Source organism: Clostridium estertheticum, assembly GCF_011065935.2.
Lineage (GTDB): Bacteria > Bacillota > Clostridia > Clostridiales > Clostridiaceae > Clostridium_AD > Clostridium_AD estertheticum_A.
In genome coordinates this window covers 5,040,924-5,063,337 of record NZ_JAAMNH020000001.1, presented here as the reverse complement: position 1 = coordinate 5,063,337, position 22,414 = coordinate 5,040,924, and the positions used below count along the sequence as shown (strand labels likewise).

Sequence of the window (22,414 nt, the reverse complement as noted above, 5' to 3'; positions counted from 1 at the left end):
CTAATAAGTGAAATGATAGGAGTGAAAAAATATGAAAAACTTAGTAAGTGATGAAATGATATATGGTGAAAATTTTAAAATATACACTGAAAATACAAGAGGAATTATAGATGATTTGATAGAGAAGAGAGAAGTAATTTGTATATATGATGATTTCTATAAAGCTATTCATAAAATTGGTCTCTGGGGAACGGAAGAGTGGGAAATGTTATATATTGGGACTAACAATAAATTCTATTTGTACGTTGGAGTGCCGAGAGACTCATACCTATCACAAATAAATGTGATAATAAATGCGAATGAGTGTATAGCTGTATTCAATGAGGAACAAGCAATAGATTATCTTGAATATAGAGGGGCCTCTACTGTAATTATAGAGTTTTTTTCAGAAAGTCTAAAATGGAAAAAATATAAAATTGATAAGCCGACATTATGTTTTGTTAAAAATAGAAGGGTATTTGATATTAACAAATCTTATGCCTTGAAGATTCATACGAATGAGTATATTAGATATGGTCAAATTAAAAGTGAGTATGAAGAGCTGTTCATCAATTCAGAAGGTGAATATTTTTTATATGTATTGGAGTATTCAGTTAGAACGGTCAATTCAAATCGCTACTTAAAAAATAAAGAAGAAGGCGAAGATAAGAAAGGTGATGTTCTTCCAATGAGCCAAAAGGAAGCTATCAGATGGGTTTTGTTTCGTGGTGGAAGTATTGAGCAATTAAATATCGAAATAGAAAATGCAAAGTTATATCTTACTAAGATAGATAATCAACAATAATGATTACTTAGATTGTAAATGCACAAGGTAAATATGTAATTTTTAAGTAAAGAAGAATAGATATGTTGGTTGGTGGTAGTAGAGGGAACTTTAGTTTAAAACAAATAAATAGAAATTAGGGAGATGGTTGTATTGGTAATGAACAGAGTTAATAAAATAAGTGATATAATACAAAAAAAGTTAAAGGAGGAATTAGTTCGTGAAAAGATTAGTCATATTTCAGATGTATTGGAATATAAATATTCATTACACTGTGAATGTGAAATTAGTAAAGAAGAGTATGTTATCACCATTGAAGATGAAGGGATTTCAATAAATCAAGCTTATGATATTGATGAATTAATAGAGCTTGATGTTAATTTGGAAATACGGATATTAAGAAGAGCATTCTGTATGTGTATTGGAAATGATGAATTTAAGAAGTATGAAGAACATAGCAAAGGAAATTGATAAAATAATGAAGTACAAAAATTACAAATATACGTTGGGATAACTTCATTATCTAAAATTATAACCCATGAACTAAATAGGAATTCTATTTAATAGATTAGATAAGTTAAAGTGAATGGAAGTAAAGTATTGTATAATAATAGAGGCTCTGTAATATGAGGATATATTACAGGGTTTTTCCATTTGTATTGATTTTACTAAAAACTAAGAATAAAATAGTATCAAGGATGAAATATAATTATTGTTAAGAGGTGGGTCGCTTAAATCGTTACAGGGAAAATTTAAGTAAGAGAATATTGTAAGGAGGCATAGAAATGGCTATTCCAACGTATGAGGAAGTTATGCTTCCTCTTTTAAAACTCATATCTGATGGAAATTTATACAACAATAAACAATGTGTAGAGGATTTAGCAAGAGAATTTAACTTATCTGATGAAGAAATAAATCAAAAGCTTCAAAGTGGTAAGAAGATATTTTATGATAGATTAAATTGGGCTAAGACATACCTTAAAAATGCAGGACTGATTGAAGTTCCCAAAAGAGGGTTGTTTAGAATCAGTGTGAGCGGACAAGGTCTTCTTAAAGAGAATATCAGTAGTTTAAATTCAAAATATTTGTTAAGGTATGAAGATTTTAAAGAATATTTAAATAGAAGTAAGAAAGTAGATGCAATTGGTGAAAAGGTAGAGATTATTAGTGACGAAAGCAAAGATAAGACCCCTTTTGAAAATATAGATGAATCATATAAAAAGATTAAGATTTTGTTAGCTGATGAATTATTAGAAAAACTAAAAGAGGTAGATTTTTTTAAGTTTGAGGAAATTGTATTAGATTTACTTGTTAAGATGGGCTATGGTGGGTCAAGAATAGAGGCTAAAATGGCAACTAAAAAGACAGGTGATGAAGGTATAGATGGGATAATAAATGAAGATAGACTTGGGCTTGATAGAATTTATATTCAAGCTAAGAGATGGAAGGATACAGTGGTAGGAAGGCCAGAAATACAAAAGTTTTCAGGGGCGTTAGATACGCCAGGAGCGAACAAGGGGATTTTTATAACTACATCTACATTTTCAAATGAGGCTATTGAGTATGTGAACAGAATAGCTACTAAGAAGATAGTATTAATTGCTGGACATCAGTTAGCTGAATATATGATAGATTTTAACGTAGGTGTATCGGTTGAAACTGTTTATGAGATTAAGAAGATAGATAGTGATTATTTTATGGACGAATAGGGGAAATGTGTAAGGGGGTGAATAAAGAATGAGTCAAAAGGATGTACCAAAGAGATTGTTGGGACCTGAATATTATATGGAATATGAATCAAAAGATATTAGATTAGGAGTTAGTAAGGTTAATGATTTCATTGAAACATTAGGAGACGCTTCATTATCATTAATATATTGTGATGAAAAGGAACACCCCAATACTACAGATACAATGCTCTTAAATATAATTAGAAGAACACATATAAGACATGCAATTATTGATTTGAATAACTGTTTTGATATTTTACTTCAAGTTCCATGGTTTCATTACAGGATATGGAATGAATATAATACTGGGGGGCTTTATTGTAATTTTAAAAGACATAAACCTAAAGATGACATCATAAGAAACGATAATAAGTGGATAAATAAGGCTGAAAACAGTTGTAATTATAATAAAACAATAGAGTATCTTAAAGGTTCTAATGAAACAAATCTTAATATACTTGGCGATAGATATGGGTTATTTAATAAGGACTTTAGGTTTAATTTAGGTAAGAATATTGTAGTAAGAGAAATAGCAAACCAACTTAAACATAAACATAATATAAAATTAAAAGAGTTTAATGTACCTTACGATTTTAATGTTGAAGACGCTAATGGGATTGTTGTAGATGTAAAGAAGAGTGACTTGGAAGTAGAATTGAAGACTAAATTCTACGAGGAGACTTCTAAGAAGGTTTGCGGGGAAATAGTTCTAAATTATAAAGATGATTTAATGGTAGACATAGAGTATGTATCTGGTGAAAAATTTCAAGGTAAAGATTTACTAAATAATGATATTTTATATAGTATAGATGATTTATTAAATGAAATGAGAGAATATAGAAACAAAATAATTGAACTTTATGATGAAGTTTATAACGTTATTAAAGAAGATATTCAGATAAATCCCCTTATGAAAGAACCAACTATAAATAAAACGACAGGGTATAGCTTAGATAGTTTTTTTAAACAAGGAGATTAGGTGATTGTCAAAATTTGAAATGGGATTGATATATTATAATTTTTCAATTTAATATAATGCTATGTTAGACTATATTGAGGATTATTATGTATAAAATTGAGTTGTTTACTTAGGACAACTCAATTTTATTTTTGATGGTTAGGTAGCACAATACATGAAGATTGTGAACAAATATCTTTATGCTTTAAAAGCCCTCCAAATAAATCGCCATTGTTTATAACATAGTCGCCCATTTATCATGTTTTCCTTAACTTTTCCATCTAACATCTGCTTACTTTCAGGCAATGTATAATCTGGATTGCCAGGAAATGCTGTTAAAAACTTTGCAAATTCTTTAGCATTAGGAAAAACTAATATTGCACTATCAAAAACATTTATCTCAATATTAACAAAACCATTATGCGACAGTCTTTCTGAAACAATGTCAATAATATTAGGATATTCAGGGCAAATACCATAGATTGTTCCTCCAGAACGAAGAACTCGACTATGGTAAGCAATTGAGGTTGGACCTCTTCTACTGTAAATTAAATCAAATTGCTCATCTTCAAAAGGAAGAGGTTTATTATCCCTTGTCCATGCGTAAACAAATCTAACATTCTCAATCTTACTCTCTTTTAGAATTTCATCTGCAATTTTAATCAATTCTTTTGAGTTGTCAAAACCTATAATATTATTTGCATATCTTCCCATTTTAATAGTGAATTCACCATGGCCACATCCAGAATCTAAAACAGATTTGCAATTACCCAGCATTTTAATTAGTCTTTCTTCAAAAACATCCTCACCAGATACCCCTTCAACAATGTAAGTAGCATTATTTTTATAACCACCATTTCTTAATGCTATCATATTGTACCAGTCCATACCCATGTCTTATCCCTCCATGCACCGTAATAATTTACAATTGTGGCTTAAATTATAGTTTAATTATATATTATATATAACATAAGGTTCAAGTATTTGGTATAAAATCATCTTAAAATTGATTCTCTACCGTTGTATGTAGCAATTTTGGTATCTATAAAGTAGAAGTGTCTATGTAGAGAAGTTATAGCGAATTTAGGTAAATGGGTATACATAAAAAACAAGCAAATTGCAAATATAATAAATGCAATTTGCTTATTTAAGTTTAGGTTAGAAAAGATTCAGTATTAAATCCACATCTTCACTCGTAGGCTTGTTTTCCATATTCCCAGAGAGCTTATCTGAACTATTATAGATTAACTGCTTGTCTTTCAAGAGTTTTTCAAGCGTCTGTTCTATTTTAGATTCAAAATCAATATCATCACAATATTTATCCATATCGCTTCTTATCAAGTTGCATATATAATTACTACCATTATCTTTATTTTTAAGAAGTGTGTATAAATCCGAATTCCTCTTAGAAAAACTAACGGATATTTTATTTTTTGCCATTATATTTAATCTCCAATACACTAAAATAACTAAGGACGTTAGCATACTGAGGGTCTTTCTCAAAAATAGCATTTGGATAAATTTCGAGTATGTATTTTTTCAAGAGAATAGTACCGCCACCAGTAAAAATCACTGTTGTATTATTGAAACTTATACCTCTACTCTTAGCATAGTTGAATATTTCAAGAACATGTTCTCTAATTAATCCTTCAAGTATTGCCTTACTTTCTTCTACTTTAGCTCCATCAACGTATAAATAGCCATTTTTAAGGGTTTCTTCTGTATCATCATTAGATACCAATGTACCGCAAAATGTAGTTAGTCTTTCAGCGATTGTTGACCTTAAAACATTGATACCAGAGTTAGCTATAACCATTGATTCAAGTAATGGAACTAAGCTATTAAATGTGCAATAACTTGTATTTAATGAACCACAATCTATAATAGTAGCTTTTTTATCTCTAAAGTTAGATATATTTGAATATATTGAAGCTGTAGCTTCTGGGAGAGGTAATACTAAATTTATTTTAAATACGTATGACCTACCATTTACTTTCATTGGAATTACTTGACCTGCTCGTTGTATTAGTTCAGTGTACTCCTGTTTAAGTGTTTTATTCTTATAAATATTTATAGGTACGTTTAATGCTAAATAAACATTAGGAACACCAAGAGCCATAGCTCCACTTTGGTCAATAATCTTTGCTATTGCTAAATAGATACAAAGTTGGTGATTGATTGATGTCTTGCTGATATTATAGTCACATTTATCCTCGCTAAGCATGTCTCCAATTAAGTATGATTTACCTCCGAATTCTATGTAGTAAGAGTTTTTAGTAAGCTCGACACCCATATTATTTATTTCTTGTACTTTCGTTCTAAATATATCCTTTACTATAACTCCATTCACCTTAATTACAGACTTTGTACTGCTTTTCCCTGTATCTATTGATACTAATATATCATTCATAATTTACTTCTTCCTCCATTAGTTTATTTTATTTATAATATACAGTCAGGTGCTATTATATAGCCCTTTATAGCACTAACCCTGTTGAAGAAAGTGCTATAAAGGGCAAATAGGTGCGACTATGACAAAAATACATTATATTGATTAGATGTAATCTTTTTAGATGATTGATGTGCTATAATAAATTGTGGAAAGATATATAAATACCATTAATAACTTTTAGGAGGCAATCATGGTTAAGATGATTAAAACCCTAAGTATTACTTTAGGAATACAAAAGAAACATTTAAATGGAAAACTAAATATGTATAAATATAAAAAATGCACAGATAGCAATTAAAAGCTATCTGTGCATTTTTCTTATTGTTATGTAGTCAACATTATATATAAATATTGTGTTGAGATTAAATAAGGTCTAAGAAGGAAGGTAGGCAAGAACAGTATTAATAGGGAGTTAAACTAATTTAATAAAAAATTATAAAAAGAAGGGGATAGTAAAATGGCAAGTTTAATAGAAAAGAATAGTAATTGTGAGACTGTACTACCTGCAAGAAAGAAGACTACAATGCCACCAGAAATGTTTGAAAACGAAATAATAAGGAATAAGGAACTACTTAAATTGCTTGGGCTTAATAATAATAATAATAATAATAATAATAATAATGAACCCTTAATCTTAACAATTACCTCGATTTATAAAGATAAAGAAAGTTGCTACAGCGGTGATTATAGAGAAAGGGAAATTTATAATCATAAAAATAAGTTGATTGCAAAATATAAAGAAAATAAAGACCTTTTTAATGCTTTTGTTGAAGGGTATTTAAATGCCCTGTCAGATAATAGAATTAAATATGAAATAAATGAAGAGGTATTTGTAGATTAGATAGGAGGGCTATAACTGTGACTTGATTAATGATGAAGAAGCGGAAATATACAATACACAGAGTTCTAAGTTTAACGGAAGGTGGATAATAATTATGGTAGACATAAGAGATAAGGATAAGATAAAATTTGCAGAAAAAAGAAAGAAAACCACATGCCCAAATGGACTTCTAAAATCACATGAGTTAGTCCTAAGACTTCTTCGGGGATACTATCAAATATATAATAGCTAAGGTGTAAATAAGGTTATGCTACATAATAGAGGGCTAATAAGAAGATTATATTTAATTAAAGAAAAAATTAGGATGGGAGAAATTTATGGGAAAACTATTCGCAATTGATTATACAGTTATTTATATGAAACATTTTGATACAGATAGGCATATAGACCCGCATTTTCATGTCAAAATTTTAAACACAGACCAAAAGGCATCAATTTCTATTTTAAGCAAAACGATTATAGCAGGGAATATTGACCAATATACTCTAAAACTAATACAAACATGGATTATGATTCATCAGGAAGAGCTAATTGCAAACTGGAACAGGGCTGTAATTGGAAAAGAAATATATAGTATAAATCCAAAATTCAGATTGTAAAGCGAGGAATAAAAATGAGAAAATTAAAAATTGTTAGTGTTGAATGTGCTGTAGTAGAAGAAAATTATATGTTATTGATTTATTTTACAGATGGAGAGGTCAAAAGATTCGACATGAAACCTTATTTAAAATATGGATTATTTAAAGAATTGAAAAGTAAAGAGAAATTTGACAAGGTATACGTGGATGCAATGGATGAAATTGTATGGCAAAATGGGTCAGGAATTGGTGCAGATACCCTTTATATTAAAGGAGAAAAGGACGATACTATCAAATCCATTATTAGGACTAATGGGTAGCAAAGTTGAAAGGAGAAAATAAGAATATGGATGACAACAGTGTTTATGATGTTTGGAACTATAACAAAGAGAACAGCTACAACTTGCAAAAGCAGATTTCAAAAGTTATGGAAATTGTTAACGATAATTTTACGGATATAATCACAAGTTCTTTCAAAAAAGGATATGAAAAAGGAGAAATGTATGGCAGAAGTGATGAAAGTCTTATTGTAAAGGCAAGAATTTGCAGTAAACTGTTTTCAAATACGAATCTTACAAATGACGAGATATATAGCATAGTCGGATTTGCGGAAGAAAAATGGAAAGGCTATATTTCAGAATTCAGGAAGAAATTTGAGGAAGGTAAAAGAGCGGACTAAAAGGACAAGATTAATGAATGGTAATAATGTAGGAAAGTTTAATTAGTCACAAAACTAAGGTGGTAGTAGGAGATTAAGATGAATAAGAGGGAGATATTATTAAAGATTATTGGGTGGATAGGATTTATATTTGTAATTATATCAAATATAGCATTGTTTTTATGTTGTTTATTAGTTTTTAAAGGGATTATGTCTAAACAAACTGATATGATTATATTTCCAGTTGAGATGTTTAGCTTTTTTCTGTGTTCATTGCTATTAGGAAAGCACTTTAAAAAGTATTTAGATTAAATAATGGGTACAGGTGAAAACTACTATATATAAAAGGTTGATATTATAAAGAACGTAAAAAGAAGAATGATTCGTACTCTGGACAATCCAGGGTATTTTTTTATCGCTATTAGTTAGAAATAAACGAAAAAAAACATAATTATATATAGTTAAATATATGTTTTATGTAAATATAGAGCTTAATTGGAATAAATGGTATAATAATTAAAAGATTTGGAATTGATGTTATAAATTGAATAAAACAATTTGTTTTTTAAATAGGAGGGATAAATATGCCTAAAAATGTTGATAATGATGATGAAAAAGTATTTGGTGAAAAACTTAATGATGTAAATTACATTGATAGAGGGGCTGTATATGGGATAGTGATTAATGATGAAGGTAAAATTGCTACGATAAAAACACCAACAGGGTATTTTTTACCTGGCGGTGGAATTGAGGATGAAGAAACACATAGAGAATGTCTTGAAAGAGAGTTTATCGAAGAGACAGGATATAAAATTAAAATAGGGAGAAATATTGGGAAGGCTTCCTTGTATCATTTATCTAAGATAAATCAGTATTTACATGGTATAGGTTACTTTTATTTTGTGAATTTGGAAAGCAAGACAAGCAATAAAATTGAAGAAGACCATCAGCTATTATGGATTGAAAGTGGTAATTGTATTAAGTGCTTATTTTTAGAACATCAAGCATGGGCAGTTTCAGAGGCTCTAAAGTTTAAAGGTTAGTTTAGTATAGTATTTTAATATAGTTAATGTTAGGGGGTGTAACATGAAAGAAAAATTCATTAAAGCGTTAGAGAGTAACGATTTAGATGAAATGAGAAAAATACCAAAAGGGGATTTACACAATCATGGCTCAATAGGAGGCAACAAAAGATACATTGAAGAATGGGCGGATATAAGTATAGCTAAGCCACCTAAGTTTAAAACACTTAATGATATGCAACAGTGGTTTAGACAAAATATTAAATTCTTGATAAAAGGAACGTTAGGTTATGAAAAGCTAATAGAAGCAACTTTTGTACAGGCAAAGATGGATGGTGTTAAGGTACTTAATATGAGTTTCGGTATTGGTGAAGCTTCTGAATATGGAAACTCTGTGGAGAATATGGTACAAGCTTTAAAAAGAATTCACCAAAGTTTTGCTCCTGATGTTATTTTTATGCCAGAAATCGCATTGAGTACATTTACACCTATTGGTGAAATGAATGAGGGGTTAGAACAATTTTTGGCTCAGGATTACTTTAAATCAATTGACATGTATGGAGATGAATTTGCAGTCCCTACTTTAAAAAAAGTATTTAGAAAAGCTAAAGAAAAAGGATTAATTTTAAAAGCACACGTGGGTGAATTTGGGACTGCTGAATTAGTCAGAGAGGCTGTAGAAGAATTAGAACTTGACCAGATACAGCATGGAATAGCGGCCGCAAATTCTCAGAGCATTATGAGATGGTTATGTGATAATAAAATACAGCTTAATATATGTCCCACAAGTAATATCTTACTTAGCAGGGTTGAAAGTTATAAGGTTCATCCTATTAGAAAACTATATGATAATGGTATTAAAGTAACTATAAATACTGATGATATGCTTATTTTTGACCAGAGTGTTTCTCAGGAATTTTTTAACCTTTATAATGCAGGTTTGTTTAATGCAACTGAACTAAATGAAATAAGAGAAAATGGGCTATCAGTAGTTTTTAATACATAAATTAATCCCCATTCTTCATAAAGGGCAAATAAACATGATTTGGAGATTGTTACAACCTTACAGAATGTGGTCAAGATTAATTACAATGGATGGAGGATAGATATTGGATTATAATAATAAAGAATTTTGGAGTATGTTAGATGATTTAGTAGGTGATTCTGAAATAGTAATAGATAGACCAAAAGGTTCAAGAGACCCTAAATGGCCTGATATGATATATGAAGTTGATTATGGATATTTAAAGAATACAACGTCTATGGATGGTGGTGGAATTGACATATGGCGTGGAACAGATAAAAAACATGAAATTGATGGGATTATATGTATCGTGGATTTGTTGAAAAAAGATTCTGAAATCAAAATACTGATTGGTTGTACTGATAATGAAAAAGAAATGATATATAGAGTTCATAATAATTACAAGTTTATGAAGGGAATTTATATATCAAGGTTAGGAGCATAATCTTTGGAGGAGATACTATGAAAACAATTGATTTTGGTATGCCAACACTTATTGAGACTAACAGCATTGAAAGCTGTGTTAAATTATGCAAAGAGCTTGGTTTAGATTTCATCGAATTAAATATGAATTTACCTCAATATCAAATTGAAAATATAGATGTTCAAAAGCTCAAATCAATTTGTGAAAAGGAGAATATTTATTTTACAATTCATCTTGATGAAAACATTAGTATTTGTGATTTTAACAATGGGATAGCAAAAGCATATGTAAAAACTGTCTTGGATACTATTGATATTTCTAAACAATTGAAAATTCCTGTTCTTAATATGCACATGTCAAATGGAGTTTATTTTACTTTGCCAAATGAAAAGATATTTTTATTTAATCAATACAAAGATATTTACTTGACTAAGTTAAAAGAGTTTAGGAATATGTGTAAAAAAGCCATAGGTGACAGCAATATCAAAATATGTGTTGAAAATTGTAATGGGTATAAAGAATTTGCAATCGAAGGTATAGACCTTTTGTTAAAAAGCAATGTGTTTGCATTAACCTTTGATATTGGTCATAGTCATAGTGTTAATGGTATTGATGAACCATTTATAAATAGGCATATAGATAGGCTTTATCACATGCACGTTCACGATGGAAATGGTGGAGAAAATCATCTTCCTTTAGGAATAGGAGAAATTAATATAAGGGAAAGAATTTTTCTTGCGAGAGAACATAAGTGTCGTGTAGTTCTTGAAGTAAAGACTATTAAGGGGCTTAAACAGTCAGTAGATAAGCTTAAAGACTATTTATAGTATGAATAATATCTTTATCTAAAATAATTGCCAAAATATCAAAAACTAATATTGACTCCACCCTAAGGTTAGAGATTATAATACCCTTGAAGGGAGGTAATATCTTGAAAATCAGCGAGTTTGCTAAAAGAGCAGGGGTAACTGTAAAGACGTTACTACATTATGATAAAATTGGATTACTGAAACCGTCACAAAAAACTGATTGCGGATATAGAATTTATTGTGAAGATGATTTTCTGAGACTGCAACAAATTACTACTTTAAAATTTATTGGTCTACCATTAATTGAGATAAGTCATATTTTATATAAAACAGAATCAAATTTAGAAAGTATGATTAGTATTCAAAAGAAAGCTTTAGAAGAAAAGAAAAAACATATAGAATCAGTTATAACTGTCTTTAATAAAGCCGAGAACCAAATAAAAAAAAATGGATTCTTAGAGGTTGATAAACTCATTGATATTATCAAGATAACTAATATGGAAAATAAGGTAATAGAGCAGTATAAGACTGATGAAAATTTTAATTTAAGGGGTAATCTCCATAGCTGTAATATTAACAAGACAGATTGGAATACCTGGTGCTTTAATCAAATGCAATTTCCAACTAAATCAAGGATACTGGAACTCGGATGTGGAACAGGGGAGTTGTGGAGTAAAAATAGTCATAATATAAATGATGGATGGACAATAACTTTATCAGATTTTTCTAAAGGTATGTTAATTGGTACAAAAAACAAATTAGAACAAATAGGTAATAATTTTTTATATGAGGAGATTAATGCACAAGATATTCCTTATGAAGATGAAAGCTTTGATGTAGTCATTGCACGACATATGCTTTATTTTGTACCAGACATTAGAAAGGCCATATCTGAAATAAAAAGAGTTCTTGTTAAAGGTGGCTTATTTTATGCAACTACTAACTCACGTGAATCTATGGCTGAACTAAATGAACTTCTAAAAAACTTTGATTGTGGTCTGGGATTGCATAATAATGGAATGTGCGATAGGTTTGATTTAGAGGGTGGACAGCCATTGCTAAAAGAATATTTCGGTGAGGTCAACGTGGATATTCTTGAAGGTAAGATAGTAGTAGATAATGCTGAGCATGTAGTATCTTATAAAGCTTCTACTATAAAAGGAAGTTCTTTACTTGTAAGAGAGAAAAAGCAGGAGTTTATAAAGTATGTAGAAGATTATATTAAAGAGAAAGGAAATATATCAATAACAACAAAAGCCTGTATTTTTAAAGCAAAAAAATAAATTTATATTTGCTATCCTTTGTTAAACGTCACATGTAATATAATAGCTAAATCATAGATTAAGGCAAAGTGAATATTAGTTCAGAAAGGAAAATATTATGGTTGATTGCGATATTAAATATACTTTATTAAATCATAAAAATTATATTGAGTGTGTTTATGAATTCTGTAAAGATAACAGATTTTCAATGATTTTAAAAGGTTCTTTAGCAAAAGGTACTGCAACAAAATATTCAGATATTGACTTGATAATCTTAGGGGAGATTAATGACACTAAAATTAATGAAATCATTACACTTTATGGTAACCCAGTAATGACTAATTTTACTGAAAAACCTAAAGGTATATTAATTCTGGTTTATCAAGATGGCATTTCTATAGATTTAGACATAAGAGATACAATTACACAAGAAGATTTGGTAAATAGTAAAGTTCTTTTAAAATATAATACAAATTTTATTATAACTAATAATATTATTAGAAAACAAATAATATCAAATTATATACCTAATAGACCTATCTGGTATAAGACATTAAGGTTATTGCATAAAGGAATTATTAAGTACCTGTCAAATAAAACTGACAGTGCGTATGATTTTCTATCAGAAATTAAAGAAAACCTTAAAGTTCTTAAAATATATAATTTGAATTTTGATAATAATTTTGAAACTGATATACAATGTATTTTTGAAGAGCTTTGTAAAAAATTCAACCTTAATACACAAATAAAGATTCTATTTAATAACCTCTTTAAAGAATTTTAGAGATACATTTTTCTTAATGTTTATATAATTATAATTTTACGATTATTAGGTACTTATATTTTATTACCAAGTCATAATGGGGAAAATTAGAATGAAGTGGAGGAAATAATATATGAGATTCAATTATTGTCCTATATGTGGTGAAGAACTTACTGAAAAAATTATTGGTGATGAAGGGGTAGTAAAATACTGTGTCACCTGCAATAGACCGTATTTTGATGGCCCTGCAAGTTGTGTTGAAGTATTGGTTATCAATGAACATAATCAGATATTGTTACTGAAACAAAATTATATATCTAAAACTCATTGGGGAGTAGTTTCTGGGTATGTTAAAAACGGGGATACGTTAGAAGAAACAGTAATAAGAGAGGTCATGGAAGAAACAGGTCAAAATGTTGAAAGAATGAAATATGTTGAAAGCTATTATTTTAAACCAAAGCAATTAATCATGCCTGGGTTTATTGCTTTCGTTAAGACCAAGCCTTTCGTAGATTCTAATGAAGTCGATGACATTATGTGGTGCGAGATTGAGGACGTTAATCAATATATTGCAAGAGTAGATAATATGTCTGGTATTCACTTTGATAATTCAATGAGATTTCTAAATTTATAATAGTAATGAGGGTTACAAGTGGGTAAGTTCTATCATTAAGTAGTAATATCCATTTATTATATTAGAATAAGTGTCACAAGGTAAAAATATAACGTAATAATAGGAGCTTAGGAGATATAGATAATGAAAAACTGTTTATTTTGTTCAATTGCAAATGATTTAGAGCAAAAGATTATACTTAGTAACGAGCATTGCATGTTTTTGCAGAAGCCACAGGAAATATTAATTGGTTCAGGTGTGATAGTGCCTAAGAAACATAGAGAAACTTTATTTGATTTATCGGAAGATGAATGGACTGCAACATTTGAGTTGCTCCAAGAAGTTAAGGTGTATATAGATAATAAGTGTAAACCTACAGGCTATAATATCGGATGGAATGTTGGAAGCGTAGGTGGTCAAGAAATATTTCATGCACATTTACATGTTATTCCAAGATATGAGGATGAACCATTTGCAGGTAAAGGCATTAGATATTGGCTGAAACAGTCACAAAACAAAAGGGACACAGCCATAACACTAAATTGTGAAGATTAATTAGTTTGGAAAATTCTTTGAAGCTGTCATAAACAATTGGCAGATTATTAAAAGAAGCATTAAGTACCTAAATATAAATCTTAAATTCAGTTCTGTAGCATGTACAGATGGTGGGAAAATAGTTGGTGCTTTAATGTGTGGGCTATTTATAAATTTAATTAGTGCATTTGATGTGATACATACTCAGGAATGAGATATGCCTTTAAAATGGCATTAGTGATAATGGCTTAGAGGTAAGTGAAAATGAAATTTTAAAGTATATGAAAGTTTTTGTAACAAATGCAATAAATCACTTTAAGAAAACTTATCCTTTGAGTGACGAATTTATTGAAAAGTTTTCATCTTACGAAAAGAATCTTGAAGCTGATAAGGTTAGGCCATTTCCATATGCTAAGGAAATATGTCTTGATTTTAAAAAAAGGTAATTGTTTACTTCATAATTTTCTTGAATTTTGCAACGACTATGGTTAGGAGGGAGAGTATGATTGAGGGGAAAAATGTTTTTATAAGACAACTTGAATTAGGGGATGAAGAGTATTTATATAAGTGGTGGAACGATGGGGATATGATGGGACATGCCACCCATGCCTTTGGAACATTACAAAGCAAAGAAGCAATACGTATCAATATCCTGAAAGAAATTGAAAATTCTAATATGTTTCCAGATAGAAAAAGATTTATAATATATAAAAGAGAAGGAAATAAACCTATTGGAGAGATGAATTATTGTGACTGGGACGCAAGAAATCAAAAATGTGAATTTGGAATAAAGATTTGTGAAAGTGATGAACAAGGGAAAGGCTATGGAAAGGACGCACTATATCATTTTGTAGACTTTATGTTTAGGTTTTTGAATTTGAATAAAATTGAACTCACAACAATGTTAGACAATAAGAAAGCACAGGGCCTATACAAAACATTAGGATTTGAAGAAATAGGGGTAATTAGACAAGGGTATTTTGATTGTAGGACAGGTGAATTTCAAGATGTTGTATATATGGATTTATTAAAAAATGATTGGGTTAAAACTAAGGACATTATCTACAATCAATATTAAGTCATTTACATCCAAAATTGGTGAACAATAGTATTCTATTGCGGTGCAAGATAAAAGGGGGAGTGAGTAATGCTCTGGTTAGTAATTCGATTTATGCTTTATTTTTTGACTATTCCTTTGTTAATGATAATCTCAATAAAATTTGGATGGAGTAGAGCATTATGGTCTGCTTTGGAAAGAAATATTAAGATAAAACATACTATTGCTTTCAATATTATTTTATTCATTATTTTTGACGTGATAGTAATTTCTTTCTGTGGGATTATTGGTGTGAATTATAGAAGTGTCAATTTTATTGTGATAGCATTGGGTTTTGCTTTCATGCAACCTCTTGCAAAAATCTCCAAGTGAGTTAATTCACAGTATTCATAAAGTGTGTCACACTGGTAAAATATTGTTCACTAATTATGTTTTTAAATTAGATTGAAATTCATAAATATGGAGGTTTATAGATGTACAACAATAGAAAATTAGTTCTATATATTGCAACAAGTTTAGATGGTTACATAGCGACAGAAGATGATTCCTTGGAATTTGGAATGGTTGTTTAAAACTGAAGGCGAAGGAGATAATGGATATTCTGAATTCTACAATACAGTTGATACTATTCTAATTGGTAGAAGAACTTATGACCGGATTATTGAAAAAGAAAAAGGTGAATTTCCTTATAAGAATAAAAAGTGTTATGTATTTTCTAAATCAGAAAAAGGTAAGAATGAAAATGTAGAATTTATTAATCAAGATGTAGTGGAATTTACAAATAAAATCAAAAGACTGGATGGAGGAAACATATGGCTTGTTGGCGGTGGTGTTCTTCTAAATTCTTTTATTAAAGAAAGGTTAGTTGACGAATTTATTATTACTATATCACCTACACTAATAGGTCATGGAATACCTTTATTTAAAAAAAATGATTTTGAGTTAGAACTAAAGTTAAAGGGGATAAGGAGATTCAATCAATTTGTTGAACTCCATTACGAGATGAAATAAAACAATTGATATTTAGTTCACAATTTTCTTTTATTGTACAACTATCGAAAAACTACGATTAATAAACACTTGTAAAACAGTCTGACATAACTTTATTTATTATGGGGAATGTTCATTTTAATTAATTGAGGTGAAATAATGATTAGAAGAAAAAACGCTTCATCAATTGGAATAATAGGTAATCCAGACGAAACAACCCTTAAATTCCTAAAAACTTGGAAAAAAATTAGAAAGATAGTGAGAAAAGGAAAGACAAAAATAGTAATAGGCAAAGGGCTGTTCAGGAAAACAATAAAAATAGATTAAAGATATGAGTATGATGGACTTAAACTTCATAATAGGAGGAATTAATAAAATGGCTAATAGATTTGATAATTTAGATAAGATGACAGATGGCCCAACTGCATACTTTATCGGTGGAGCAAATGGTCAAAACAAAGAGTTGAAACAAGAGAATTTACTTCCAATCACACTTACAGAAAAACCCCTCTCCAAGCAGGAAAGACTTGTTTACTCTTTGTTAGAACAATACTGTGATTTTATAATGTGTGAAAATGAAGAACATGAAGAAGATTACTTATTCTACTCAAAAGAACAATTTAACATATTTGCTAAGGATAAAGGGGGCGGTGTATATGGATTTATTGGCGGTATTGGTAATATAGAAGATGAAAACGTTCCTATTGCTTATGTGAGTTCAGATGGGCAATCGGGTAAAATAGCAAATAACTTGAAGGAGTTATTATCTTTAATTATTTTTTATCCATTTTGGATAGCTTTATTAATATTATTAAAGCACTATAATGGGGATATACAAAAGATAATAGAATTGTGTATAAAAGAAATAGTGGAAGATATGCCTAATTTCTATGAGATTCAACAAACCATTGCAGATAATCTCGGTATTAAAAGGCAAGACTGTTCTGTTGAATATTTATTCAACTGCCTGTCCGAAGAGCCTAAATTTATTGTTTATTCTACAGTTGATAATAACCCATCACAGAATTTATTAATGTGAGGTATTCTATTAAAGAAATAAAATTTAATTTAAGTTACTTCGCATTCTTCATAAATTGTGTTACAACAGTGTTTTTGAAAATGTGTCTATTTAGTATTACAAATTATAGTTTTTTCAAATCATAATAAAATATAGTAGGAGTGAATTCTGTTATGAAAAATTACTTTGATTTTCTTGCAACAGGTGACTTAATAAAAGATGTAAAAGGTTACTTTTTTAAATATGGCAAACATGACACATACGAACACACATTAGATGTTGTTAATGAATTGTATAGTATTGAGAAACAATTTGGTCGTATTGAAACTGGAAGTTTGAGGGCCTGTTATTGTCACGACTTAGGAAGAGTTGTTGGGAATGATGAAATTATAGATTTTTGTATAGAACACAATATAGAGGTTTTAGATGAAGAAAGGCAACTCCCTTCGATTTTACATCAAAAAATATCATGTTTAATAGCGGAAAGAGTATTTGGCATAAATGATAAAACGGTATTAGAGGCAATTAAGTATCATACGACTTCAAGAAAGAATCCGAGTATGACGGAAATAGAAGTTTTTTTAGCTGATAAATTGAGTTGGAAAGAATTTGAATATAAAAAATTAATACAGGAGATGAAAGAGGTGATGAAACTTTCAAAAGAAAGTGCAATATTTTGTTATTTAAGCGATTTATACAACAATAGAGAAAAGCTAAAAGTATATCATTTAGATTCTAAAGAAGCATATGAATATTTCAATGAAGACTATAAGATAGACTAATATTTTGCAAAATATTATTAGTAATACAACTGAAATTTTAACTGGGTGATGATTTTGGTGATATAAATTAATATGCACCAAAAATGTAAGTTACGGATGGCCTTGGGTTTTCTTTAAAAAATGTCATATTATCAAAACTAACTTAGACGTAGCATAGTTTTAAATATATTCAACAAATTTAAATTACTAAAATAAGACCCCTTGCTTATTTAATTTGATAAATAAGCAAGGGGTTTATACTTTGTACACTTACCACTATTATATATTTTAAGAAATTGGAGTTTCCTATAACATATAGAAATTCAAACAGGCACAAGGGGAAGAAATTTTATAATAATAATCCTTAGAGATTTTATATAATTTTAAAAAAATATAGATTCATGTATTTAGTATACCAGAAAGTATATAAAATGTAATTCATACCATAGTCATAAATCAAGTAGAATGAACACTATTGGCAATAAGTAGATTTCTATTTTGCAGATGAATATGAAAAGTAAGATTTTAAGGGTAATAACAATTTTAGTTTATATAGGATAGGGTCTGACTGTTGACTATGAACACTGCAACATAATAGTAATTATGTTGTAATAAGCAGTTTTATTAATTGTTATTATTAAGCTATTATTAATAGGTGAAACATAAATACGCAAAAGTGTTGAAAAGTAAGTGGAACACAATTAGATACAGACTAAATAGTTATGATATATGGAACTTATATATATGGCATGAATAAATACTGTAATTTCATATTTAATCTATTTATGGTATAATATGTTGAAAACTAAATCGTTTGCCCAGGTCGTAGGTTCGAGTCCTGCACTCCCTATAATTCAACCATAAGTATTTGTGCTTTTAAGCAACTTGGAGAAGCTACAATTAAAGTTACTGTTGGAAACTTAATTGGAACTATCAAGGAAAAATGCGGAAGGATGTGGTGTGTTATAAATATTATATTTTTAACTATAGCTCTATGCGGTATTTGCGGGGAGTTAGCTCAAGGGTAGAGCATGTGATAAAGTTAAATCAGCATAGAGCCGAAATCAAAAGTTAAGCACCGTTATGGTGCTTTTTTATTATACTATTTTAGAAATATGAAATATAAAAGTATAGTTAAACACAACAAGTTTTTGGATTAATAACTTACTTTTTAAAAGGGGGACTTATGGAGGAATTACAAAGAGGTATTATTGAATATGTAAAAAATGATAATGCAGACTATGCTGTAATGATTAATGGAGAGTGGGGAAGTGGAAAGACTTACTTATGGGAGAATGGTTTACAAAAGAAAATAGATGATATTGAGAAAAATGGGATTAAGCTAAAATCAATTTATATATCATTGTATGGAATAAATAGTTTGGAAGAAATATCAAAGAAAATTTTTATTGAGGTTTTATCATCTTCAAAGAAATTTATGGGAAAGATATTTAATAGCAAAGGTGGCGATGTAGTACCTGAAATTGTTAAAGTAGCCATAACAGGAGCAAGTTTCTTTGGATTTTCATTAGATAAAATGGAAATTGATTATTCAAAATTAAGTTCTTTGAAAAATAAGGTTTTGTGTTTTGATGATTTAGAAAGGGCAAATGTTAATATAACAGATATATTAGGATATATAAATAATCTTGTGGAACATGACAAAATAAAGACTATAATAATTTGTTATGAAAAAGAACTTGAAAGTAAAATAATAAATAGAAATATTGAATTAAAAACTTTAGCCTCAGCATATATAGTAATGAATAATACTGAAGCACTACAAATAATAAATAATAAAGAAAACGAAAAAACTTTAACAGATTTAATTAATGATAATAATGCTGAAATTTTCGGAAAGACTAATGAATATGCAAAGATTAAGGAGAAATTAATAGGAAAGACATTTGATTATGTTCCTAACAATATTAAAATAATAGAAAACATATTAGAAGCTTATTCAATAAATGATTCATTGGGTATATTTTTGAAATCACAAAAAGAAATAGTTATCGATGTTTTTATAAGAAGTAAAACAAAAAATATCAGGATATTAAAACAGGCTCTAAATGATTTTGGTATACTTTATAAACATATAATTAGTTATGACAAAGAGTTGAAGGAAATTATTCAAAAACCCTTATTGGTTTTTGTACTGTCAGTCTCTTTTGAAATTAAATCTTCAAAAGTTGATAAAGATAAATTCAAAGATTTTAAAGATTATTACGCTATTCAATCGGAAATAGTGATGGAGAATATGGTTAAAAAGGGAGAAAAGTATTTTACTGAATTTAGAAGAAGATATTATCCTGGAACAGAAATAGACTGCTTATTCTTTAAATTTGCTGAGGAATATATCAGGACAAGCATAATTAACACCGATTTAATTAAAGTAGAAATGAAAGTTTTACAAGACAACTTAGGCGATAAAGAAGAACCGAGTTATAAAAAGATAATTTTTGGTAGATATTGGAACATGGACGATGTCGAATTTAACAATGCATTAAGTGAAACTCTAAAAAACTTGCAAGAAGGTGAAGTGCATTTTTCATGTTACCTAAATGCATTTTTTATACTGAGGCATTTTTTAAAAGAAAATATAATTAAATTAGATATGAAGCAAATTAAAGATATTATTAAGGAAGGCTTAAAAAAGTCAGAAGTGAATGCAGAATATTACGAAAATATAGATATGGCATATAAAGGGATTGATTTTTCTAATGATGAAGATTTAATTGAAATAAGAAAACATATATATAGTTTAAATGATAAATTAAAAAATAAAATGAGTATTAATGATGTTAATGTTTTATTTAATATGCTGCCAGGTAATATAAGTGAATTTCAAAAACAGATGGTATACAATTATTGTGATATATCAATATTTAGCATATGTGATATTAATGAATTGTATAATAAATTAATTTTATTAAGTAATAAGAATTTGATTCTTTTTAGAAATATTGTTATTGAAAGATATAAATATAATTATATTACTTTAGAAGGGGATGTTAGCAATTTAAAAATACTTCAAGAACTTATTGAAAACAATATTAAAGAAAAAGACGGTTCTTTAAGTAAAATGATATTAAATCAGTTATCTAAAACAATAGAAAAAACAATCAATATTAAAAATTAGTAAAATTTGAAATGTGCTTTTAAATATAATAATTTAAAAATGGAGCTTTAAAATGTTTTGATAGATGGAATTACTTATAACAAGTATTAATCAATTACCTACCTTACTATGACTAAATTATACATTGCTTCTAATTCATTGACTATCTTCAACAGTTATAATATAGCTATTTGATTGAATACAATTATTCTAAAAGGTATAATTATATTACAAGGTAGAAATAGTTACTTATATATGTAGTAGCTCAAATAAATGCAGATAATTCTAATAAATATCTGCATTTATTTATTAGAATATTTGAATCTGACAGAAAGCTACGGAGTAAGATTAAGAATGGCTATTTCAGAGACTTTCAAGCATTTCGATAGAAAAGCAGACTTTGAATATGACATAATAGCTTAAAAACTAATATTATGTAAGATGGGGGGATATGATGAATACAGTAAGTCCAATCCGAGATAAGAAACAATTGGAAGCAATGAAAACTTTTTTAAAGGGAAAAGATGTACGAGATTACTTAATGTTTATGGTGGGAATTTCCAGTGCATTGAGAATTTCTGACATATTATGTATGAGGGCTAAGGATATTTGGAGTGGAAGAAAGCCAACAGAATTTATAATGCTAAATGAAAAGAAAACTGGCAAGGCTAAGAGATTTCCGATTACTAAGAATTTGAGCAAGAGTATAATATTGTTCATGCAGGAGTATGATTTAGAACAGGATGATTATGTCTTCCAATCAAGGAAAGGAAATGGAAAACCGATTACCCGTCAACATGCGGCCTTCATATTAAGCCAAACAGCAGATTATGTAGGTATTAAAGAACCAATATCAACACACTCTATGCGAAAAACTTGGGGTTATTGGGCCTATAAATCAGGTGTGTCGTTAGCTCTTATAATGGAAGCTTTAAATCATAGTAGTATGGCAAATACAAGGAAGTATCTGGGGATTACTCAGAATGACTTAGATAATGTTTATATGTCATTAAATTTATAAATATTATTAGTTATAAAA

The 22,414-nt window shown here is 28.8% G+C and carries 31 protein-coding genes; 28 read left to right on the top strand and 3 right to left on the bottom strand.

The features are described from left to right. The first annotated feature begins 31 nt into the window (after window positions 1-31). The 4 genes from G9F72_RS24050 to G9F72_RS24035 all read left to right on the top strand — a co-directional run bounded on the left by G9F72_RS24050 (window position 32) and on the right by G9F72_RS24035 (window position 3,472). Window positions 32-784 carry a hypothetical protein gene (locus tag G9F72_RS24050; RefSeq protein WP_164959842.1) on the top strand — a complete coding sequence of 251 codons (753 nt, stop codon included), beginning with the start codon at window positions 32-34 and terminating at the stop codon, window positions 782-784. A 132-nt stretch (window positions 785-916) separates the two neighbouring features. Further along, window positions 917-1,234, top strand: a complete 318-nt coding sequence (locus tag G9F72_RS24045) for a hypothetical protein (protein WP_164959843.1) — start codon at window positions 917-919, stop codon at window positions 1,232-1,234. 314 nt (window positions 1,235-1,548) lie between these two features. Further along, on the top strand, window positions 1,549-2,472 hold the full coding sequence (locus tag G9F72_RS24040) for a restriction endonuclease (RefSeq protein WP_164959844.1): 924 nt from the start codon (window positions 1,549-1,551) through the stop codon (window positions 2,470-2,472). A 28-nt stretch (window positions 2,473-2,500) separates the two neighbouring features. After that, window positions 2,501-3,472, top strand: coding sequence for a hypothetical protein (locus G9F72_RS24035; RefSeq protein ID WP_164959845.1), 972 nt, complete (start codon window positions 2,501-2,503; stop codon window positions 3,470-3,472). Window positions 3,473-3,649: 177 nt separating this feature from the next. Here G9F72_RS24035 and G9F72_RS24030 read toward each other — a convergent pair whose 3' ends face one another. The 3 genes from G9F72_RS24030 to G9F72_RS24020 form a co-directional block, all read right to left on the bottom strand. Continuing rightward, the gene (locus tag G9F72_RS24030) at window positions 3,650-4,345 is read right to left on the bottom strand and encodes a class I SAM-dependent methyltransferase (protein WP_164959846.1); all 696 of its coding nucleotides are present in this window, start codon (window positions 4,343-4,345) and stop codon (window positions 3,650-3,652) included. Between the two features lie 264 nt (window positions 4,346-4,609). After that, window positions 4,610-4,891, bottom strand: coding sequence for a hypothetical protein (locus G9F72_RS24025; protein WP_164959847.1), 282 nt, complete (start codon window positions 4,889-4,891; stop codon window positions 4,610-4,612). Continuing rightward, the gene (locus G9F72_RS24020) at window positions 4,878-5,861 is read right to left on the bottom strand and encodes a ParM/StbA family protein (RefSeq protein ID WP_164959848.1); all 984 of its coding nucleotides are present in this window, start codon (window positions 5,859-5,861) and stop codon (window positions 4,878-4,880) included. Before G9F72_RS24020 ends, G9F72_RS24025 begins: the two co-directional genes overlap by 14 nt. Before the next feature lie 499 nt (window positions 5,862-6,360). On the opposite strand from G9F72_RS24020, the gene G9F72_RS24015 reads away from it, so the two are divergent. The 24 genes from G9F72_RS24015 (at window position 6,361) to G9F72_RS23900 (ending at window position 22,396) form a co-directional block, all read left to right on the top strand. After that, window positions 6,361-6,744 (top strand): hypothetical protein, encoded by a 384-nt coding sequence (locus G9F72_RS24015; protein ID WP_164959849.1) that lies wholly within the window; start codon window positions 6,361-6,363, stop codon window positions 6,742-6,744. A gap of 22 nt (window positions 6,745-6,766) precedes the next feature. Further along, window positions 6,767-6,976, top strand: a complete 210-nt coding sequence (locus tag G9F72_RS24010; RefSeq protein WP_164959850.1) for a hypothetical protein — start codon at window positions 6,767-6,769, stop codon at window positions 6,974-6,976. 85 nt (window positions 6,977-7,061) lie between these two features. Continuing rightward, a complete protein-coding gene (locus tag G9F72_RS24005) occupies window positions 7,062-7,343 on the top strand; it encodes a DUF4160 domain-containing protein (RefSeq protein ID WP_164959851.1) in 282 nt (93 codons plus the stop codon). A gap of 14 nt (window positions 7,344-7,357) precedes the next feature. Next, the gene (locus tag G9F72_RS24000) at window positions 7,358-7,642 is read left to right on the top strand and encodes a DUF2442 domain-containing protein (RefSeq protein WP_164959852.1); all 285 of its coding nucleotides are present in this window, start codon (window positions 7,358-7,360) and stop codon (window positions 7,640-7,642) included. Window positions 7,643-7,668: 26 nt separating this feature from the next. Further along, window positions 7,669-8,001, top strand: coding sequence for a hypothetical protein (locus G9F72_RS23995; RefSeq protein ID WP_164959853.1), 333 nt, complete (start codon window positions 7,669-7,671; stop codon window positions 7,999-8,001). Between the two features lie 78 nt (window positions 8,002-8,079). Further along, a complete protein-coding gene (locus G9F72_RS23990) occupies window positions 8,080-8,292 on the top strand; it encodes a hypothetical protein (protein WP_164959854.1) in 213 nt (70 codons plus the stop codon). Between the two features lie 272 nt (window positions 8,293-8,564). Next, complete coding sequence (locus G9F72_RS23985; protein ID WP_164959855.1) at window positions 8,565-9,023, top strand: NUDIX hydrolase; 459 nt, start codon at window positions 8,565-8,567, stop codon at window positions 9,021-9,023. Between the two features lie 43 nt (window positions 9,024-9,066). Then, window positions 9,067-10,008, top strand: a complete 942-nt coding sequence (locus G9F72_RS23980) for an adenosine deaminase (protein ID WP_164959856.1) — start codon at window positions 9,067-9,069, stop codon at window positions 10,006-10,008. Window positions 10,009-10,111: 103 nt separating this feature from the next. Next, window positions 10,112-10,471 carry an inorganic pyrophosphatase gene (locus tag G9F72_RS23975; protein ID WP_318010966.1) on the top strand — a complete coding sequence of 120 codons (360 nt, stop codon included), beginning with the start codon at window positions 10,112-10,114 and terminating at the stop codon, window positions 10,469-10,471. 17 nt (window positions 10,472-10,488) lie between these two features. Continuing rightward, on the top strand, window positions 10,489-11,277 hold the full coding sequence (locus tag G9F72_RS23970; RefSeq protein WP_164959857.1) for a sugar phosphate isomerase/epimerase family protein: 789 nt from the start codon (window positions 10,489-10,491) through the stop codon (window positions 11,275-11,277). A gap of 104 nt (window positions 11,278-11,381) precedes the next feature. After that, window positions 11,382-12,542: a MerR family transcriptional regulator gene (locus tag G9F72_RS23965; protein WP_164959858.1), complete on the top strand. Its 1,161-nt coding sequence runs from the start codon at window positions 11,382-11,384 to the stop codon at window positions 12,540-12,542. Window positions 12,543-12,639: 97 nt separating this feature from the next. Beyond that, window positions 12,640-13,305, top strand: a complete 666-nt coding sequence (locus G9F72_RS23960; protein WP_164959859.1) for a nucleotidyltransferase domain-containing protein — start codon at window positions 12,640-12,642, stop codon at window positions 13,303-13,305. A gap of 112 nt (window positions 13,306-13,417) precedes the next feature. After that, window positions 13,418-13,918 (top strand): NAD(+) diphosphatase, encoded by a 501-nt coding sequence (locus tag G9F72_RS23955; RefSeq protein WP_164959860.1) that lies wholly within the window; start codon window positions 13,418-13,420, stop codon window positions 13,916-13,918. Window positions 13,919-14,041: 123 nt separating this feature from the next. Further along, the gene (locus tag G9F72_RS23950) at window positions 14,042-14,452 is read left to right on the top strand and encodes an HIT family protein (protein ID WP_164959861.1); all 411 of its coding nucleotides are present in this window, start codon (window positions 14,042-14,044) and stop codon (window positions 14,450-14,452) included. Window positions 14,453-14,712: 260 nt separating this feature from the next. Further along, window positions 14,713-14,877 carry a hypothetical protein gene (locus G9F72_RS23945; protein ID WP_224676241.1) on the top strand — a complete coding sequence of 55 codons (165 nt, stop codon included), beginning with the start codon at window positions 14,713-14,715 and terminating at the stop codon, window positions 14,875-14,877. Window positions 14,878-14,933: 56 nt separating this feature from the next. Next, on the top strand, window positions 14,934-15,509 hold the full coding sequence (locus tag G9F72_RS23940) for a GNAT family N-acetyltransferase (protein WP_164959862.1): 576 nt from the start codon (window positions 14,934-14,936) through the stop codon (window positions 15,507-15,509). A gap of 69 nt (window positions 15,510-15,578) precedes the next feature. Next, window positions 15,579-15,860 (top strand): hypothetical protein, encoded by a 282-nt coding sequence (locus G9F72_RS23935; RefSeq protein WP_164959863.1) that lies wholly within the window; start codon window positions 15,579-15,581, stop codon window positions 15,858-15,860. A 192-nt stretch (window positions 15,861-16,052) separates the two neighbouring features. After that, the gene (locus G9F72_RS23930; RefSeq protein WP_224676240.1) at window positions 16,053-16,499 is read left to right on the top strand and encodes a dihydrofolate reductase family protein; all 447 of its coding nucleotides are present in this window, start codon (window positions 16,053-16,055) and stop codon (window positions 16,497-16,499) included. 138 nt (window positions 16,500-16,637) lie between these two features. After that, window positions 16,638-16,805 carry a hypothetical protein gene (locus tag G9F72_RS23925; protein ID WP_164959864.1) on the top strand — a complete coding sequence of 56 codons (168 nt, stop codon included), beginning with the start codon at window positions 16,638-16,640 and terminating at the stop codon, window positions 16,803-16,805. 49 nt (window positions 16,806-16,854) lie between these two features. Continuing rightward, on the top strand, window positions 16,855-17,517 hold the full coding sequence (locus G9F72_RS23920; protein WP_164959865.1) for a hypothetical protein: 663 nt from the start codon (window positions 16,855-16,857) through the stop codon (window positions 17,515-17,517). A gap of 152 nt (window positions 17,518-17,669) precedes the next feature. Beyond that, a complete protein-coding gene (locus G9F72_RS23915; protein ID WP_164959866.1) occupies window positions 17,670-18,278 on the top strand; it encodes an HD domain-containing protein in 609 nt (202 codons plus the stop codon). A 1,165-nt stretch (window positions 18,279-19,443) separates the two neighbouring features. Further along, complete coding sequence (locus G9F72_RS23910; protein ID WP_164959867.1) at window positions 19,444-21,396, top strand: P-loop NTPase fold protein; 1,953 nt, start codon at window positions 19,444-19,446, stop codon at window positions 21,394-21,396. Between the two features lie 252 nt (window positions 21,397-21,648). Further along, window positions 21,649-21,798, top strand: coding sequence for a hypothetical protein (locus G9F72_RS23905; protein WP_164959868.1), 150 nt, complete (start codon window positions 21,649-21,651; stop codon window positions 21,796-21,798). A gap of 31 nt (window positions 21,799-21,829) precedes the next feature. Beyond that, the gene (locus tag G9F72_RS23900) at window positions 21,830-22,396 is read left to right on the top strand and encodes a site-specific integrase (protein WP_164959869.1); all 567 of its coding nucleotides are present in this window, start codon (window positions 21,830-21,832) and stop codon (window positions 22,394-22,396) included. The last annotated feature ends 18 nt before the right edge of the window (window positions 22,397-22,414 follow it).

What these genes read in the sequence shown, in the direction of transcription:
- G9F72_RS24050 (WP_164959842.1), top strand. Translation starts at nt 32, where the DNA reads ATGAAAAACTTAGTAAGTGATGAAATGATATATGGTGAAAATTTTAAA.
- G9F72_RS24040 (WP_164959844.1), top strand. Translation starts at nt 1,549, where the DNA reads ATGGCTATTCCAACGTATGAGGAAGTTATGCTTCCTCTTTTAAAACTC.
- G9F72_RS24035 (WP_164959845.1), top strand. Translation starts at nt 2,501, where the DNA reads ATGAGTCAAAAGGATGTACCAAAGAGATTGTTGGGACCTGAATATTAT.
- G9F72_RS24030 (WP_164959846.1), bottom strand. Translation starts at nt 4,345, where the DNA reads ATGGGTATGGACTGGTACAATATGATAGCATTAAGAAATGGTGGTTAT.
- G9F72_RS24025 (WP_164959847.1), bottom strand. Translation starts at nt 4,891, where the DNA reads ATGGCAAAAAATAAAATATCCGTTAGTTTTTCTAAGAGGAATTCGGAT.
- G9F72_RS24020 (WP_164959848.1), bottom strand. Translation starts at nt 5,861, where the DNA reads ATGAATGATATATTAGTATCAATAGATACAGGGAAAAGCAGTACAAAG.
- G9F72_RS24015 (WP_164959849.1), top strand. Translation starts at nt 6,361, where the DNA reads ATGGCAAGTTTAATAGAAAAGAATAGTAATTGTGAGACTGTACTACCT.
- G9F72_RS24005 (WP_164959851.1), top strand. Translation starts at nt 7,062, where the DNA reads ATGGGAAAACTATTCGCAATTGATTATACAGTTATTTATATGAAACAT.
- G9F72_RS24000 (WP_164959852.1), top strand. Translation starts at nt 7,358, where the DNA reads ATGAGAAAATTAAAAATTGTTAGTGTTGAATGTGCTGTAGTAGAAGAA.
- G9F72_RS23995 (WP_164959853.1), top strand. Translation starts at nt 7,669, where the DNA reads ATGGATGACAACAGTGTTTATGATGTTTGGAACTATAACAAAGAGAAC.
- G9F72_RS23990 (WP_164959854.1), top strand. Translation starts at nt 8,080, where the DNA reads ATGAATAAGAGGGAGATATTATTAAAGATTATTGGGTGGATAGGATTT.
- G9F72_RS23985 (WP_164959855.1), top strand. Translation starts at nt 8,565, where the DNA reads ATGCCTAAAAATGTTGATAATGATGATGAAAAAGTATTTGGTGAAAAA.
- G9F72_RS23980 (WP_164959856.1), top strand. Translation starts at nt 9,067, where the DNA reads ATGAAAGAAAAATTCATTAAAGCGTTAGAGAGTAACGATTTAGATGAA.
- G9F72_RS23970 (WP_164959857.1), top strand. Translation starts at nt 10,489, where the DNA reads ATGAAAACAATTGATTTTGGTATGCCAACACTTATTGAGACTAACAGC.
- G9F72_RS23960 (WP_164959859.1), top strand. Translation starts at nt 12,640, where the DNA reads ATGGTTGATTGCGATATTAAATATACTTTATTAAATCATAAAAATTAT.
- G9F72_RS23955 (WP_164959860.1), top strand. Translation starts at nt 13,418, where the DNA reads ATGAGATTCAATTATTGTCCTATATGTGGTGAAGAACTTACTGAAAAA.
- G9F72_RS23950 (WP_164959861.1), top strand. Translation starts at nt 14,042, where the DNA reads ATGAAAAACTGTTTATTTTGTTCAATTGCAAATGATTTAGAGCAAAAG.
- G9F72_RS23945 (WP_224676241.1), top strand. Translation starts at nt 14,713, where the DNA reads ATGAAAGTTTTTGTAACAAATGCAATAAATCACTTTAAGAAAACTTAT.
- G9F72_RS23940 (WP_164959862.1), top strand. Translation starts at nt 14,934, where the DNA reads ATGATTGAGGGGAAAAATGTTTTTATAAGACAACTTGAATTAGGGGAT.
- G9F72_RS23935 (WP_164959863.1), top strand. Translation starts at nt 15,579, where the DNA reads ATGCTCTGGTTAGTAATTCGATTTATGCTTTATTTTTTGACTATTCCT.
- G9F72_RS23925 (WP_164959864.1), top strand. Translation starts at nt 16,638, where the DNA reads ATGATTAGAAGAAAAAACGCTTCATCAATTGGAATAATAGGTAATCCA.
- G9F72_RS23920 (WP_164959865.1), top strand. Translation starts at nt 16,855, where the DNA reads ATGGCTAATAGATTTGATAATTTAGATAAGATGACAGATGGCCCAACT.
- G9F72_RS23915 (WP_164959866.1), top strand. Translation starts at nt 17,670, where the DNA reads ATGAAAAATTACTTTGATTTTCTTGCAACAGGTGACTTAATAAAAGAT.
- G9F72_RS23910 (WP_164959867.1), top strand. Translation starts at nt 19,444, where the DNA reads ATGGAGGAATTACAAAGAGGTATTATTGAATATGTAAAAAATGATAAT.
- G9F72_RS23905 (WP_164959868.1), top strand. Translation starts at nt 21,649, where the DNA reads ATGCAGATAATTCTAATAAATATCTGCATTTATTTATTAGAATATTTG.
- G9F72_RS23900 (WP_164959869.1), top strand. Translation starts at nt 21,830, where the DNA reads ATGAATACAGTAAGTCCAATCCGAGATAAGAAACAATTGGAAGCAATG.